The 16,188-nt window shown below is 47.9% G+C and carries 18 protein-coding genes; all 18 read right to left on the reverse strand.

Going from position 1 to position 16,188, the window contains the following annotated elements; translation table 11 throughout:
• Positions 1 to 8: 8 nt before the first annotated feature.
• The gene (gene xerC, locus KTG14_RS01420; RefSeq protein ID WP_216968704.1) at positions 9 to 902 is read right to left on the reverse strand and encodes a tyrosine recombinase XerC; all 894 of its coding nucleotides are present in this window, start codon (positions 900 to 902) and stop codon (positions 9 to 11) included.
• 69 nt (positions 903 to 971) lie between these two features.
• A complete protein-coding gene (gene trmFO, locus KTG14_RS01425; RefSeq protein WP_216968706.1) occupies positions 972 to 2,282 on the reverse strand; it encodes an FADH(2)-oxidizing methylenetetrahydrofolate--tRNA-(uracil(54)-C(5))-methyltransferase TrmFO in 1,311 nt (436 codons plus the stop codon).
• 20 nt (positions 2,283 to 2,302) lie between these two features.
• Complete coding sequence (topA, locus tag KTG14_RS01430) at positions 2,303 to 4,372, reverse strand: type I DNA topoisomerase (RefSeq protein ID WP_216968708.1); 2,070 nt, start codon at positions 4,370 to 4,372, stop codon at positions 2,303 to 2,305.
• 109 nt (positions 4,373 to 4,481) lie between these two features.
• A complete protein-coding gene (gene dprA, locus KTG14_RS01435; RefSeq protein WP_216968710.1) occupies positions 4,482 to 5,369 on the reverse strand; it encodes a DNA-processing protein DprA in 888 nt (295 codons plus the stop codon).
• A gap of 84 nt (positions 5,370 to 5,453) precedes the next feature.
• The gene (locus KTG14_RS01440; RefSeq protein ID WP_216968712.1) at positions 5,454 to 6,197 is read right to left on the reverse strand and encodes a hypothetical protein; all 744 of its coding nucleotides are present in this window, start codon (positions 6,195 to 6,197) and stop codon (positions 5,454 to 5,456) included.
• Between the two features lie 145 nt (positions 6,198 to 6,342).
• Positions 6,343 to 7,245 carry a succinate--CoA ligase subunit alpha gene (sucD, locus tag KTG14_RS01445; protein ID WP_211654452.1) on the reverse strand — a complete coding sequence of 301 codons (903 nt, stop codon included), beginning with the start codon at positions 7,243 to 7,245 and terminating at the stop codon, positions 6,343 to 6,345.
• A gap of 18 nt (positions 7,246 to 7,263) precedes the next feature.
• The gene (gene sucC, locus KTG14_RS01450; RefSeq protein ID WP_216968714.1) at positions 7,264 to 8,424 is read right to left on the reverse strand and encodes an ADP-forming succinate--CoA ligase subunit beta; all 1,161 of its coding nucleotides are present in this window, start codon (positions 8,422 to 8,424) and stop codon (positions 7,264 to 7,266) included.
• Positions 8,425 to 8,548: 124 nt separating this feature from the next.
• Complete coding sequence (locus KTG14_RS01455) at positions 8,549 to 9,316, reverse strand: ribonuclease HII (RefSeq protein WP_216968716.1); 768 nt, start codon at positions 9,314 to 9,316, stop codon at positions 8,549 to 8,551.
• 55 nt (positions 9,317 to 9,371) lie between these two features.
• Positions 9,372 to 10,247, reverse strand: a complete 876-nt coding sequence (ylqF, locus tag KTG14_RS01460; RefSeq protein ID WP_216968718.1) for a ribosome biogenesis GTPase YlqF — start codon at positions 10,245 to 10,247, stop codon at positions 9,372 to 9,374.
• Positions 10,248 to 10,258: 11 nt separating this feature from the next.
• A complete protein-coding gene (gene lepB, locus KTG14_RS01465; RefSeq protein ID WP_216968720.1) occupies positions 10,259 to 10,816 on the reverse strand; it encodes a signal peptidase I in 558 nt (185 codons plus the stop codon).
• A 183-nt stretch (positions 10,817 to 10,999) separates the two neighbouring features.
• Positions 11,000 to 11,344, reverse strand: coding sequence for a 50S ribosomal protein L19 (gene rplS, locus KTG14_RS01470; RefSeq protein ID WP_216968722.1), 345 nt, complete (start codon positions 11,342 to 11,344; stop codon positions 11,000 to 11,002).
• 135 nt (positions 11,345 to 11,479) lie between these two features.
• The gene (gene trmD / locus KTG14_RS01475) at positions 11,480 to 12,208 is read right to left on the reverse strand and encodes a tRNA (guanosine(37)-N1)-methyltransferase TrmD (protein ID WP_216969102.1); all 729 of its coding nucleotides are present in this window, start codon (positions 12,206 to 12,208) and stop codon (positions 11,480 to 11,482) included.
• Positions 12,208 to 12,723 carry a ribosome maturation factor RimM gene (gene rimM, locus KTG14_RS01480; protein ID WP_216968724.1) on the reverse strand — a complete coding sequence of 172 codons (516 nt, stop codon included), beginning with the start codon at positions 12,721 to 12,723 and terminating at the stop codon, positions 12,208 to 12,210. Before rimM ends, trmD begins: the two co-directional genes overlap by 1 nt.
• 63 nt (positions 12,724 to 12,786) lie before the next feature.
• Entirely contained in the window at positions 12,787 to 13,020 is a 234-nt protein-coding gene (locus KTG14_RS01485) for a KH domain-containing protein (protein ID WP_101190532.1), read from the reverse strand.
• 12 nt (positions 13,021 to 13,032) lie between these two features.
• Positions 13,033 to 13,305 (reverse strand): 30S ribosomal protein S16, encoded by a 273-nt coding sequence (gene rpsP / locus KTG14_RS01490; protein WP_058383567.1) that lies wholly within the window; start codon positions 13,303 to 13,305, stop codon positions 13,033 to 13,035.
• A gap of 92 nt (positions 13,306 to 13,397) precedes the next feature.
• Entirely contained in the window at positions 13,398 to 14,756 is a 1,359-nt protein-coding gene (gene ffh, locus KTG14_RS01495; protein WP_216968726.1) for a signal recognition particle protein, read from the reverse strand.
• Positions 14,757 to 14,769: 13 nt separating this feature from the next.
• On the reverse strand, positions 14,770 to 15,093 hold the full coding sequence (locus KTG14_RS01500; protein WP_058383565.1) for a putative DNA-binding protein: 324 nt from the start codon (positions 15,091 to 15,093) through the stop codon (positions 14,770 to 14,772).
• Between the two features lie 67 nt (positions 15,094 to 15,160).
• Positions 15,161 to 16,177 (reverse strand): signal recognition particle-docking protein FtsY, encoded by a 1,017-nt coding sequence (gene ftsY / locus KTG14_RS01505; protein ID WP_216968727.1) that lies wholly within the window; start codon positions 16,175 to 16,177, stop codon positions 15,161 to 15,163.
• Between the last annotated feature and the right edge of the window lie 11 nt (positions 16,178 to 16,188).

Here is a 16,188-nt window from a genome sequence, read left to right on the forward strand (position 1 = left end):
TCTCCTCCTTATGCCCTTGGATGGGCTTTTAAATACGTATTGCGCAAATGGTCTTTCGTCACATGCGTATAGACTTGCGTAGAACTGAGATGTGCATGGCCCAGTAGTTCCTGGACCGTACGCATATCCGCACCGTTGTTCAATAGGTGGGTAGCGAATGTATGGCGGATCATATGGGGATAGATTGAAGAATTAAGCGATGCCTTTTTCATGCATTCATTCAAGATATGGCGGATGCCACGATCCGTCACCCCATCTCCGCGGCTATTGACGAATAACATGTCGTGTTGTTTCGACTTCATCAACTTTGGACGTGATTGATCAATATAAAGTTCCAACGCATCATGTGCAAATTGGCCATAGGGGATATAGCGCTCTTTCCGACCCTTGCCTAGCACTTTGACGATGTGCATGTGGCGGTCCAAATCTTTCATCTTGATCGAGACACATTCACTGACGCGCATGCCGGTTGCATAAAGCAACTCCAACAAAGCACGGTTTCTGAGCGACAGTGCATCCTCACCCGTGAGTGAAGCGAACAGCTGCTGAAGTTCTTCCTCATAGAAAAACTGCGGCAGCCGCTCTTCTTTCTTCGGATGGAACAGCGACCGGAATGCTGCTTCACTGAGACCGAATTCGCGGTTGCCGTAGCGGAAAAACGACCGGATGGCGGAGATTTTCCGCGAGATTGATGTTCGGGATAATTCGGCTTCATATAGTTTCGTTACATAATTTCTGGCATGAAGGTATTCGACTTCGTGCAGATCACTCACGCCTTCTTGTTCCAGGAACAGAAAAAAACCCTCCAGATCCTGTAGGTACTGGTGGACAGTGTGGGCGGAATAATTCTTTTCCAACTGGATATAGCTCATGAACGATTCGAGCATTTGTTCTTTCGTCATCTGACACGCCGCCTTTCAGGCAATTAAAAAAGCCTCTAAAGTATACCAATACTTAGAGGCTTTTTTCAATTAAACCGTCACTGAATTCATATAATTTTGAATTGATTCGAGTGCACGGTTGGCGTGGCGCTCAGCGCGCTCCTGTTTTGATCTGATGCGTTCGCCAAGGTCTGGGAATAAGCCGAAATTGATGTTCATCGGCTGGAAGTTTTTCGAATCCGCTTCGGTGATGTAACGTGCCATGCTGCCAAGTGCCGTTTCTGCCGGCAATACGACCAGCTCTGCGCCAAGCGCAAGCTTCGCTGCATTGATGCCGGCGAGCAAGCCGCTTCCTGCAGATTCCACATAGCCTTCGACACCTGTCATTTGGCCGGCGAAGAAGATATTCGGGGCGGCTTTCAATTGATAGGTCGGCTTCAGCACGTTCGGTGAATTGATAAAGGTATTACGGTGCATGACGCCATAGCGCACGATTTCCACATTCTCAAGCCCCGGGATCATGCGCAGGATTTCTTTTTGTGCGCCCCATTTCAAATGGGTTTGGAATCCAACAATATTATAAAGCGATCCGGCTGCATCGTCCTGGCGCAATTGCACGACCGCATAAGGACGTTCACCGGTTTTCGGGTCTTCGAGCCCAACAGGTTTCATCGGCCCGAACGTCAAGGTTTTATCTCCTCTAGCGGCCATCACTTCAACAGGCATGCAGCCTTCGAAATAGATTTCCTTCTCGAATTCCTTGAGCGGTACGACTTCCGCTTCGACCAAAGCCGTATGGAAGCTGCGGAATTCTTCTTCTGTCATCGGGCAATTCAGATAAGCAGCTTCACCTTTATCATAGCGCGATTTCAAATAGACCTTGTCCATGTCGATACTGTCTTTCTCGACGATTGGCGCAGCCGCGTCATAGAAATAAAGGTATTCCTCACCAGTCAACTTGCGGACTTTCTCAGCTAGCGCGGGTGAAGTCAATGGGCCAGTTGCGATGATGGTGATGCCTTCCGGAATTTCTGTCACTTCTTCATTGATTACTTCGACGAGCGGGTGATTGCGGACATTTTCCGTGACCATCCCTGCGAACTCGTGACGATCAACTGCAAGGGCACCGCCAGCAGGCACCGACGCTTTGTCGGCTGCATCGATGATGACTGAATCCAGTTTGCGCATTTCTTCTTTGATGACGCCGACCGCGTTGGTCAACGAATTGGCGCGCAGCGAGTTGCTGCACACTAGTTCCGCAAATTTGTCCGTATGGTGCGCAGGCGTCTGTTTGACTGGACGCATTTCATAAAGTCTGACGTTGACGCCGCGTTTGGCGATTTGCCATGCCGCTTCGCTTCCTGCAAGCCCGGCACCAATTACACTTACAATTTTCGTCATGATAAAACACCTCTATTTAGTTATTGAACTTCTTCTTTATAGTCGCAAGCTGTGCAATTGATCTGCACCCCTTTTTTCACTTTCTTTTCGACCATCAAGCTGCTGCATTTCGGACAAGGACGCTCGATCGGCTTGTCCCATGACACGAATTCACACTCCGGATAGCGTTCGCAGCCGTAGAATACGCGGCGCTTCTTGCTTTTCCGTTCGACGATCTCGCCTTCTTTGCAAGTCGGGCATTTGACGCCGATATGCTTGACGATCGCTTTCGTGTTGCGGCATTCCGGAAAGTTGCTGCAGGCCATAAACTTGCCGTAGCGCCCAAGTTTGAACACCATCGGCGAACCGCATTCCTCGCAATCTTCTCCAGCAGGCTCATCTTTGATCTGGACTTTCTCCATTTCGTTCTCCGCCACTTCGAGGTCTTTGGCGAACTCTTTGTAGAACACATCGATGATCGCGCGCCAGTCGACTTCACTTTCTTCGATGCTGTCCAAATCGTTTTCCATCTTCGCGGTAAACTCGATGTTCAAAATATCTGGGAAGAAATCACGCACCAATTGATGGACGATTTCCCCAAGTTCGGTCGGGATGAAACGCTTCGCGTCCAATGCGACATAGCCGCGTTTTTGAATCGTGTCCAAAGTCGGCGCATAAGTCGACGGGCGGCCTATGCCGAGCTCTTCCAAAGTACGCACCAAGCGTGCTTCCGTGTAGCGTGGAGGCGGCTGGGTAAAGTGTTGGTTTGGTGTGATGTCGGTCGCTTTAACTTTGTCACCTTCCTTCATTTCTGGAAGGATATTGTCTTTTTCTTCTTTTTTGTCGTCAGACCCTTCAATGTAAAGCTTCATGAATCCCGGAAACTTCACTTGGGAACCATTGGCACGGAAAATCGCTTCGCCGTTTTGCAGCTCTGCCATCACCGTGTCAAGAACAGCGGGTGACATTTGACTGGCTACAAACCGATCCCAGATCAGTTTGTACAAACGGTAAAGATCGCGGGACAAAATGCTCTTCAGCGATTCGGGCGTACGGTGGACACTAGTCGGACGGACAGCTTCGTGGGCATCCTGCGATTTTTGCGATTGCTTGGCTGCAGGCTTCTGCGTCACGTATTCCTCCCCGTATTTATCGAGGATAAAACCAATGGTATCTTGCTTGGCTGATTCGGAGATGCGTGTGGAATCCGTACGCATATAAGTGATCAAACCCGTTACGCCTTCTTTTCCTACCGAGATCCCTTCATAGAGCTGCTGGGCGAGCATCATCGTTTTCTTGGCACGGAAGTTCAACTTGCGCGCTGCTTCCTGTTGGAGAGAAGATGTGGTGAAAGATGGGGAAGGATTGCGTTTGCGTTCTTTTTTGACAACGCTCTTCACTACGAAATCCTTGCCTTTCATCGTAGCTAGTACGGCTTTGACCTCTTCTTCATTCGAGAGCTTCAGTTTCTTCTCGGGAGTTCCGTAAAACTGTGCCTCGAAAGTTTTTTTCGCTTTTTCGAACTCACCGGTAATTGACCAATACTCTTCAGGTTCGAAATTTTTTATTTCATTCTCGCGGTCGATGATGAGGCCTAGCGCAACCGATTGAACGCGTCCAGCAGACAAGCCTTTTTTCACTTTTTTCCATAGGATTGGGCTGATGCTGTAGCCGACAAGACGGTCTAGAATACGTCGCGCCTGTTGGGCATCGACCAAATCCATATCCAGTTTACGCGGCTGCTTGAATGCATCTTTTACTGCATCTTTCGTAATTTCGTTGAACACGACGCGGCAATCCGAATCGACATCCACTCCGAGTGCGTTCGCCAAATGCCATGCGATCGCTTCGCCTTCTCTGTCGGGGTCAGCCGCGAGAAAGACTTTTTTTGCTTTTTTTGCTTCTTTTTTGAGATCCTGTAAAATCGGGCCTTTTCCGCGAATCGTAATATAGCGGGGCTCGTAATTATTTTCAACATCTACCCCCATCTGGCTGCGCGGCAAATCACGCAAATGGCCAAGAGAGGCTTTTACTTTATATTTTTTTCCCAAATACCGTTCAATTGTCTTCGCCTTTGCGGGCGATTCGACAATCACCAAATAATCCGCCATTCATACTCCTCCTCATAGAGGTCTCTTCAAATTGTGTAAAGAATCACCTGATGCAAAATGTATAACAGTTTTTGGCTGATTGCAAGGCTTTTCGTCGAACCGCCACTTTTCAGCTTCTCAATTGGCGGTATTCTTCCAGCACTTGAGCCCCATTCCAGACAGGTTTTGCGCCTTCCGCAATTAATTTATGCGGACCGGCAGAAAGCGGGGAAAAGATATCCCCAGGGACAGCGAATATATCCTTTCCATGGTCCAATGCGTGCTCAATGGTGCTCCACGTCCCGCTTTTTACTTCTGCCTGTGTGACGATGACCCCTTTTGACAACCCACTGATGATGCGGTTGCGCATCGGGAAATTCCATTTTCTAGGGGGCATATATGGTGGGTATTCACTGATCAGCAATTGAGTTTCTTCTATTATAAAGGACAGCTCATCGTTCACTTTCGGATAGCGATGCAAAAAACCGCTCCCAATAACAGCAATGGTTTTGCCGCCGGAATCAATAGCGCATCGATGCGCCATCGCATCCGCTCCTTTCGCCAATCCGCTAACAATGACGAAGCCTTCTGCCAATAAAGGGGGAAGCAATTGCTGAATAATCGATTGCGAATAGCTTCCGGCTTTTCGCGAACCAATGACCGCTATTTTTTCAGGTGCATCCAGCAAAGCAGAGTCGCCTTTCAAGTAAAGTACAGCGGGCGGATCGATCAAATCGTGCAAAGAGGATGGATAAAGGGGATCGCGATAAACAAGAGGGCGGATTTGCTGTTGGCTGTAGATTTTCAGAAATGGGGTATTTGCATAATGGAGGTAGGAGCGCTTCAAGGCATTCGCTTTCTCCAAGGGGATTTGCATCGTTTCTGCAAGGTCGACAGGGCTTCGAAGATGTAAGTATTCGAGGTTCGGGTCACCTTTCATCAGCATGGATAAACGGTTCAAAGGCTTCGGGTACACATAATGCAGGGCAAGCAAACGTTGAGTGAATTCATCGTTCATAACAGTCCTCCTCCAGTAAAGGTCAGCGCAAAGAAGCTGCGTCTACACTTATCATAGAGCTCCAGGTACAATCCGTAAATATATTTAAAAACGGATTTGCCCTTTATTACGATGTGTATAATGTTTTTGGTAATGTTCATGGAATTGCTCGACTGCTTTCAATTCCACTTCTCCCTGGGCTTCTTTTTCAAATGCTTGAAAAATAATACGGACGAAATTTCCCCGGCGCTCATCGCGCAATTCATCATCCGCCATCATTTCACGGAAGACTCCGACTTCAATTTCTTTCAACACCCCGGCAAAATACGAACTGTGGTGAATCAATTCAAAGACACTGTCTGGCGCATCAGCCTGTAATTCCTCGTAGCAAATACACCACACCGCCAATTGTTTCTCAAGCAGCCTGGCTTCGCGCAGCAACGGGTTCGATTGGGGCAATACATCCTTTAATATGCCGTTCGAAAAATCAAGGTACCAAAACAAGAACTTGAGCAGGCCTTGCTGGCTGCTTTTTGCGCCTTTTACCAGATCCTGCAAGCGGCCCAGCGCTTCATGGCGGTCAAAGCGTCGATATTCTTCGGTGAGACACTGCTGAAAAATGCCGTTCACCAGCTTTTCATTGTCTATAGCTGAAAGCGGATCTCTTCCCAATACTTCCAAATGATAAAACCCCATCACGCCTGGCAGGAACGGCACTACGAATTCATCCATGATGGTCTGTTCTTCGAGTTCCTGCTTCTTGCTTTTCGTTCTTTTGTTCGCCATCTTGACCCCAGATGCTGCAGCGATTGCCCCTGCCGCTATCCCTAAAACCCATTCTGCTTCCATTCCGTGCCCTCCTACTTACGCATCATACTATTCCTTTCATTATAGAGGAGGATGGGCCAAAACCGCTGTAAATTCGCTTGAATTCTTTTTGATTGCCAAAAAAAATCCCCGAAGCATCGGAAAAGATGCTTCGGGGATCCGTGTATTAATGTGTTTTACAAGCGTCGTAAAGGCCTTTTTCTTTGATCACGTTGATCAAAGTTTCGCCAATAACTGAAGGTGTATCTGCAACTTCGATTCCAGCAGCGTTCATCGCTTTAATCTTGTCTGCAGCTGTTCCTTTGCCTCCAGAAATGATCGCACCGGCGTGGCCCATGCGTTTTCCTTCTGGAGCCGTTTGGCCACCGATAAAGCCGACAACAGGTTTCGTCATGTTCGCTTTAACCCATTCTGCCGCTTCTTCTTCAGCGGTCCCGCCGATTTCACCGATCATGACAACTGCGTACGTGTCTTCATCTTCGTTGAATTCTTTCAATACATCGATGAAGTTCGTGCCGTTAACCGGGTCTCCGCCGATCCCGACAGCCGTTGACTGGCCGATACCTTCTTCAGACAATTGGTGAGTCGCTTCATACGTCAAAGTACCAGAGCGTGAAACAACGCCGACGTGTCCTTTTTTGTGAATGTAGCCAGGCATGATGCCGATCTTACATTCGTCCGGAGTGATAACACCCGGGCAGTTTGGTCCGACAAGACGTGTTTTCTTGCCTTCCATATAACGCTTCACTTTGACCATATCCAATACTGGAATGTGCTCAGTGATGCAGATTGCCATATCCAACTCAGCTTCTGTTGCTTCAAGAATTGCATCAGCAGCAAAAGGAGCCGGTACATAAATTACAGATACATTGGCACCTGTAGCTTCTACGGCATCTTGAACTGTATTGAATACAGGTACGCCTTCAACTTCAGTTCCGCCTTTGCCTGGTGTTACACCCGCAACGATTTTCGTTCCGTATTCAAGCATTTGCTTTGTATGGAAAAGGGCAGTTGACCCTGTAATTCCCTGTACAAGCACTTTAGTGTCTTTATTAATGTATACGCTCATTATTGTCCCTGCCCTTCTTTAGCCTACAAGTTCTACGATCTGTTTCGCGCCATCTGCCATAGTGCCAGCAGCTACGATGTTCAGACCTGATTCGTTCAGCAGTTTTTTACCGATTTCTACGTTTGTTCCTTCAAGACGGACGACTAATGGCACTTCCAGGCTAACTTCTTTCGCTGCTTGGATAACACCTTCCGCAATGATGTCACACTTCATGATTCCGCCGAAAATGTTAACGAAGATTCCTTTGACATTCTTATCAGAAAGAATGATTTTGAATGCTTCCGTTACTTTCTCAGCGGTGGCACCGCCCCCAACGTCAAGGAAGTTAGCGGGTGAGCCGCCGTAATAGTTAATCGTATCCATTGTTGCCATAGCAAGGCCGGCACCGTTAACCATACAGCCGATGTTTCCATCCAAAGAAATATAGCTCAAGTCATACTTGGAAGCTTCGATTTCTTTTGCATCTTCTTCATCGTAATCGCGCATCTCCATGATGTCCTGATGACGGTATAGTGCGTTGGCATCGAAGTTGAACTTCGCGTCCAAAGCCACTACTTGTCCGTCGCCTGTAACGACCAATGGATTGATTTCAACGATTGCTGCGTCTTTTTCCACATAAGCCTGGTAAAGGCCTAGCATCAATTTCGCTGCTTTGTTGACAAGTTTAGCTGGGATGTTCATGTTGAACGCCATGCGACGAGCCTGGAAACCAGTCAAACCAACAACAGGATCGATTGCTTCGTAGAAGATTCGCTCCGGTGTGTTTGCTGCTACTTCTTCAATGTCCATGCCGCCTTCTTCAGATCCCATCAAGTTGACTAGGGACGTTTCACGGTCAAGAACTAATCCAAGATAGTATTCCTTCTCGATGTTGCTGCCCGCTTCGATGTAAAGGCGTTTAACTTCTTTGCCTTCTGGGCCTGTTTGATGCGTTACAAGGACCTTGCCAAGCAATTCCTTCGCATATTCACGCACTTCGTCCAAGCTTTTCGCCAGCTTGACGCCGCCTGCCTTGCCTCGTCCACCTGCGTGGATTTGAGCTTTAACAACGACAACATCCGAACCAAGTTCTTTCGCTGCTTTAACTGCTTCTTCAGGTGAAAAAGCAACATGGCCTTCTGGAACTGATACGCCATATTGTTTCAGGACCTGTTTTCCCTGATATTCATGGATATTCATCTGTCATCCTCCAATCAAACATCTGTCTCATAATTTTATTGCCTCTACCATTGTATTAAAGTTGTCATGGAATGTCCACAGCTGACAGCCACTCTGCATAAAACTTCGAATTTTCCGTCTCTTATTATTTTTGGACCATCGATTTCACTGGCTCGAAAGTCTTGCGGTGGATGGGGCAAGGGCCGTGTGCTTCGAGTGCCGCCAAATGATCTTTTGTGCCATATCCTGAATGCTTTGAGAAGCCGTACTGGGGATACAGGCCTGCGTATTCGTCCATTAAATCATCTCTCCTAGTCTTTGCGAGAATTGATGCAGCGGCAATGCATAGGCTCTTTGCGTCGCCTTTAATGATCGCTTCAGACGGCATGGGGACCGTTAGTTTCATCGCATCCGCCAACACGACATCAGGAGCCGCAGCCAAACTGTTGGCCGCGGCTTCCATCGATTGTTTCGTCGCCTGGTAAATATTCAGCCGGTCGATGGCTTCAGGCGGCTGGATATGGACCGACCAGCTGATGGCTTGCTCTTTGATAAGCAGCGCCAATTCATTGCGCTTTGCTTTCGCTATTATTTTCGAATCGTCCAATCCGATGAATGCGCTGCAGTCTTCCGGCAAGATAACGGCCGCCGTTACGACTGGTCCAGCGAGCGGGCCACGCCCCGCCTCATCGATGCCACAGACGAGTGAATCTATCTGTTGCTTAAATTGTCGATCGAAGTCTTGTTTTTCTTCCAATTTCCGCAGCATGACAAGCCTTTTATCGTAACGGCGATGCCAGGAGGCGAGCAATTGCTGGACGCTTTTGCGTGAATCGCTTTTTAACTCCTCCATCCACGGCTGGAAGGTTTCTGCCTGCAGTAATTTTTCTTTGATTGATGCTGTCGTTTCCATGTCGCCACTTCCTTTTCACAAAGAAATAGCGGGCCCTGTTGGAGGACCCGCTGTCTTATGCTAATTCGTCTTGTTCTGTAATCATTTCATCGCGGTAATCGAATGTAATGCGCCCAAGATGCTGGTTGCGGATATCACGCACGATGATCTCGGCTGTCATTTCATAATCAACCTCGTTATCCGGGCCGATCATATAACGTTTTTTTCCGATGTGATCAAAGGTCTTCACCAAATCTTCATCGATATGGTCAATGCCGTAGCGTTCCATCAAACGGTCCGGATAGCGCTCTTCCAGAAATTTCAGCGCATAGATCGCCAGTTCCTGCATTTGAATGACCGAATCCTTGATTGCTCCAGTGACCGCAAGTTTTTGCCCGGTTTCCTGGTCTTCAAATTTCGGCCAGAGAATGCCTGGCGTGTCGAGCAACTCGATTTCTTTGCCGACTTTAATCCATTGCTGGGCTTTCGTGACCCCCGGCATGTTACCTGTTTTCGCCAAACTTTTTTTCGCCAGTCGGTTGATCAATGTCGATTTCCCAACGTTCGGGATGCCGACAATCATGGCACGGATGGCGCGCGGCTTAATACCTTTCGCTTCCATGCGGTCCCATTTTTCTTTAAGGATCTCTTTCGAGGCTTTGGTGACAGTCTGCAGCCCTTTTCCTTCTAAGGAATTAATCGCCACTGCACGGGTTCCTTCATTTTCGAAATGCTGGATCCATTTTTTTGTTTCCCGCTCATCTGCCATATCCATTTTATTAAGGATAATAAGCCGCGGTTTTTGCTGGATCACTTGGTCGATCATCGGATTGCGCGATGACAGCGGCAATCGTGCATCCACCAATTCAAAGATGATATCCACCAACTTCAGTTTTTCTGTTACTTCCCGGCGCGCTTTCGCCATATGGCCAGGAAACCATTGAATCGTCATGCCATCACTCCTTAATTTACAATGCCGGCTTCATCGACCGGCCAAAAAACAAAATTCGTATTGCCAATTACTTCATCAATCGATACCAGCCCGATGTGGCGACTGTCCTTGCTCGCCCGGCGGTTATCTCCCATGACGAAAACATAGCCGTCCGGAATCGTAGAATAGCTGGTAATATCCTCGAGCGTAAAATCTTCTGTCAAGGTACCGGTGATACCTGTCTTGTATTGATCGAGATAAGGTTCTTCTACTGCTTCTCCATTTATTAATAGCTGGTCTTCCTCATAGGCAACATGGTCGCCTGGTAAGCCGATGACCCGCTTGATATAGTCTTTTTGTTCCGGTGCATGAAACACGATGATATCGAACCGATCCGGCTCGCCGATATCGTAGCCGATTTTATTGACGATCATCCGGTCTCCGTGTTCAAGAGTGGGCATCATCGATTCGCCATCCACCACTATAGGCGTGAATAAGAAAAATCGAATAATTGCTGCAAGGCCGAACGCGATCAACAGAGCTTTGGACCATTCCCATACTTCATTTTTCTTTTTCCCTTCAGCTTCCATGCATGTTCCTCCCCGCGCTTAATGCCCTAATTGTACAGCGAAACAAGGTGTTTAGCAAAGAAAAGAACAGCGCCATCACAGCTTTTGACGATTAAAAAAGCATAATAAAAGGCCCAGGCAATCAGCCCAGGCCTTTTGAATGCAAAAGAAGAAGGCGATAAGCCTTCTCCTATCCTTGCAATATTAACGGATTTCTTTGATACGTGCTGCTTTACCGCGTAGGTTGCGCAAGTAGTACAATTTAGCACGACGTACTTTACCACGGCGAGTAACTTCAAGCTGAGCGATTTTCGGCGTGTGTACTGGGAATGTACGTTCCACACCTACACCGTAGGAGATTTTACGAACAGTGAATGATTCACTGATTCCGCCTCCGCGACGGCTGATAACGACTCCTTCGTATACCTGGATACGTTCGCGAGTTCCCTCGACAACTTTCACGTGAACGCGAACAGTGTCTCCTGGACGGAACGCTGGGTGATCCGCACGAAGTTGTTCTTTAGTGATTTCAGTAATGATGTTTTGCATGTTTTTTCTCTCCTTCTACAGATGCTCTTGCAGTTACTGCCTGTTGCAGCGGAACACCGTGATTCGTGTACTTTGCATAAAAGTACATTCTCCATGTTATCACTTTGCACCTATATCTGCAAGAGCTATCTTGATTTATTTTTTTGCTTGTAAGCGAGCCAATATGTTTTTCTGCTTGTCGCTCAGTTCGACATGGTCGAGCAAGTCCGGGCGGCGTTCAAGCGTGCGCTTCAGGCCTTGTTCTTCCCGCCACTCTTCGATTTTTGCATGATTCCCTGAAGTCAATACAGCTGGAACCGGCATATTTCTAAAGTTAGCGGGCCGCGTATAATGAGGGTGCTCCAAGAGGCCAGTCGAAAAGGAATCACGGACTGGGGAATCGCTATTGCCGAGCACACCGGGGAGCAGCCTTACGACGCTGTCGATCACCGTCATGGCCGCCAGCTCCCCGCCGGTCAACACAAAATCGCCAATGGAAATCTCGTCGGTGACCAAATGTTCACGGATGCGTTCATCATATCCTTCGTAATGGCCGCAAATGAACACCAGTTCCTCTTCACGGGCAAGCTCTTCCGCTTTTTGCTGCGTAAAGCGCTCGCCTTGCGGGCACATCAAAATGACACGCGGTTTCTTGCCATCGGTTGTGATGCTCTCAACTGCATTGAAAACCGGTTCAGGCTTCAGCACCATGCCGGCGCCCCCGCCGAACGGGTAATCATCCACTTGGCGCTTATTGTCGGCAAATTCGCGGATGTCGACAACTCCTAAAGTGACCGCGCCTTTGTCCTGCGCTTTTCTCATGATCGAATGCTGGAACACCCCTTCGAACATCGGCGGAAAAAGAGACAACACCTGGATGTTCATCATGATAACAAGCCATCCAATACATCGATGGTGATTTTCTTTTCATCGATGTCGACGTCCTTGACCACGTCTTCGATATAAGGGATATAATGCTTTTTGCCTTTTGCCGGCGTTACTTCCCAGACGTCGTTCGCGCCGGTCTCCAAAATTTCGGTCACTTCGCCAATCTCCTGGCCTTCGATAGAAAACACTTGGCAGCCGAGAATTTCATGATGGTAAAAAGCGCCTTCTTCCAAATCGCCGAGATCGTGTTCAGCGATCTTCAGATAACCTTCCTTGAACGGTTCGACATCATTGATGTTCGGATACCCTTCAAAAGATAAAAGATTGAAGTTTTTATGGGTGCGATGGCTCGCCACTTTCACCATGATCGGCTTTTTCGCACCGGCGGTAAACAAGCCGAGCTTATTGCCGATCGCAAACCGTTCTTCCGGAAAATCGGTACGGGACATCACGCGCACTTCACCGCGGATCCCGTGAGTATTGACTATTTTTCCTACGTTAAACCATTCCACGCATAAACACCCTTCCTGTATTTTTTCCTGAAAAAAAAGGAAGGAACCGGGGCTCCTTCCTTTTCAATCCACAATATCAAGGTACGTTTTCTTCTTATGATAATTTCCTGCTGCTGAATAGACGACAGAGCGTACAGCTTTCGCTACACGTCCTTGCTTGCCGATCACTTTCCCTGTATCGCTTTGATGCACGGAAAGCTTGTAGACGACTCGGTTAGTGTTTTCGTCTTTTTCAATACGAACTGCTTCCGGATAATCAACTAACGGCTTGACGATCGTTTCAATCAGCTGCTCCATAAGAACGCTCCCTTACTTGTTTAGTTTTTCGTTATGGAATTTCTCCATAATGCCATTCTGAGAGAACAAGTTACGAACTGTGTCAGATGGTTTAGCGCCATCATGAAGCCATTTCAACGCCAATTCTTCGTCGATTTTAACTTCAGCTGGAACTGTCAGCGGGTTGTAAGTACCTACTGTTTTGATTTGACGGCCGTCACGTGGAGCACGTGAATCAGCGACTACGATACGGTAAAAAGGAGATTTTTTAGCTCCCATACGTTTTAAGCGAATTTTTACTGCCATTTTATAAAGCACCTCCGAATAGTTTCACACAAGATATTATATTAGCAAGCTTTAAAAGGTTTGTAAAGTATTTTTTCTTAACACTACCAAATTTACTTGAAAAGCGAGTCCAGGCCTGGCATCGACATCTTTTTCTTGCCTTTTTTGCCGGCCATTCCGGACATTTGTTTCATCATTTTCTTCATGTCTTCGAACTGCTTGAGCAGCCTATTGACATCTTGGATGGACGTTCCGGAACCGCGGGCAATCCGTTTTTTCCGGTTGGCATTAATGATTTCGGGAGTCGTCTTCTCCTGGATTGTCATCGAGCGGATAATCGCTTCGACACGCCCCATTTGGCTCTCGTCCACTTTGGCATTTTCGAGGCCTTTGATTTTGTTGGCACCTGGGAGCATCTTCAAAATTTCATCGAGCGGCCCCATTTGCTTCACTTGATCCAATTGCTCCAGGAAATCGTCGAACGTAAACGATGACGTGCGGAACTTCTCTTCCAATTCCTTTGCCTTCGCTTCATCGACGTTGGTTTGTGCTTTTTCGATCAAGGACAACATATCGCCCATGCCAAGTATGCGGGATGCCATGCGTTCTGGATGGAATGGTTCAAGCGCATCCATCTTCTCGCCTGTCCCGATATACTTGATCGGCTTTTCCGTGACGGCGCGGATTGATAATGCTGCACCCCCGCGCGTGTCGCCGTCAAGCTTGGTCAGGACGACGCCAGTGATGCCGATTGCGTCATCAAAGCTTTGCGCTACATTGACCGCATCCTGGCCGGTCATCGAATCGACGACAAGGAAAATTTCATCCGGCTCTTTGATCGACCGGATGTCTTTCAGTTCCTGCATCAATTGCTCATCGACATGCAACCGTCCTGCCGTATCAATAATGACTGTATCGAGATGCTCCGCTTTCGCGTATTCAATCGCTTCACGGGCGATATCAACCGGATTCGCGTCCGTCCCTTTCGAGAACACCGGCAATGATAATTGTTTGCCGATCGTCTCAAGCTGATTGATTGCAGCCGGGCGGTAGACGTCCGCTGCAACTAGCAATGGCTTGCGATTATTCTTCTTGCGCAGCACGCCTGCAAGCTTACCGGTAGTTGTGGTCTTACCGGCCCCTTGCAAGCCGACCATCATGATAACCGTTGGCTGTCGCGTCGAAAAGTCAATTTTGCTTTGCTCTCCGCCCATCAACTCTGTCAGTTCATCTTTGACGATTTTTACGACTTGCTGCCCTGGCGTCAAGCTTTCCATAACTTCGAGGCCAACCGCGCGTTCACTGACTTTCTTAATGAACGACTTGATCACTTTCAAATTGACGTCCGCTTCAATCAAGGCAAAGCGGACTTCGCGCATCATCTCTTTTACGTCTGCTTCGGACAATTTCCCTTTGCCTTTGATTTTGGTCATCGTTCCTTGCAGGCGTTCAGATAATCCTTCAAATGCCACTATATACCGCCTCCTAGTCCCATTCCTTCAACTCGTCCAAAAATTTCTGGACATTGTCATCTGTGAATGGCTGTTTTTCAAAAGTCGAGACGAGTTGCTGACGCCGCTGAAACTTTTCGAACAGCTGCAACTTCTCCTCGTATTCTTCTAGCATCGCTTCGGTTCGGCGGATATTATCGTACACCGCTTGGCGCGTAATTTCATACTCTTCGGCAATTTCACCGAGCGAATGGTCATCCAGGTAATACAAGCTCATATAGCTGCGCTGTTTGGGCGTTAGCAACTCCTGATAGAAATCAAAAAGATAATTCATTCTTGTCGTTTTTTCCAGTCCCATCAATGACGCTCACCCCATTCATACTCCTGTATACCATACTGAATCCCGAAGCCTCCGTCAAGTAATTTTACTTGTCTGAGTTCATTTCTTCCTGCTCTTCCTGGTCCAAGCCTTCGGCAAATAAACCGTAGACGTATTTCTGCGGGTCGAACGGTTGTAGGTCATCGAGTTTTTCGCCGAGCCCCACAAATTTCACCGGGATATTTAGTTTGTTGCGGATCGCCAGCACAATACCGCCTTTTGCCGTCCCGTCAAGCTTCGTCAAGACGATGCCTGTCACTTCCGTCACTTCTTTGAAAGTTTGGGCTTGGATCATGGCGTTTTGCCCTGTCGTTGCATCGAGTGCGAGCAACACTTCATGAGGCGCACCTGGAATTTCACGTGCAATGACGCGGTGGACTTTTTGCAATTCGTTCATCAAATTGACTTTGTTCTGCAAGCGGCCCGCCGTATCGCAGATCAAGACGTCGATATTGCGTGATTTTGCGGCACGCACGGCATCGTACATGACAGCCGCCGGGTCTGAGCCTTCACTTTGCTTGATGGTTTCAACGCCAACGCGCTGTCCCCACACGTCAAGCTGGTCAATTGCTCCGGCGCGGAATGTGTCACCTGCTGCGAGCATAACGGACTTGCCTTCGTTTTTCAGGCGCTGAGCCAATTTCCCGATGGTGGTCGTTTTTCCGACGCCATTGACGCCGACCATTAAAATGACGGTAGGCCCTGTTTCGGCAAAGGTCAATTCGCTCAATTCCTGATCGCCTGCCTCGTAGATTTCAACAAGCTTTTCAGAAATGACCGACTGCACATTGGATGTATCTTTGACATTCTGGCGCTGCACTTCGTAACGCAATTCTTCCATCAGTTCGATGACCGTCTCAAAGCCGACGTCTGCCTGCAGCAGTACTTCTTCCAGTTCTTCAAAAAAGTCTTCATCAACTTTGCGGTAACGGGCGACCAAATCGTTAATCTTCGACGTGAAGCCGGTCCGCGTTTTGCTCAAGCCTTCGCGGTATTTTTCTGTTGATTGTTCCTCTTCTACATTATTGCTGAATTTATCTTTTAACTTTTTAAAGAAACTCATAGACTCACTCC

This window comes from Planococcus sp. CP5-4_YE, from assembly GCF_019042655.1.
GTDB lineage: Bacteria > Bacillota > Bacilli > Bacillales_A > Planococcaceae > Planococcus.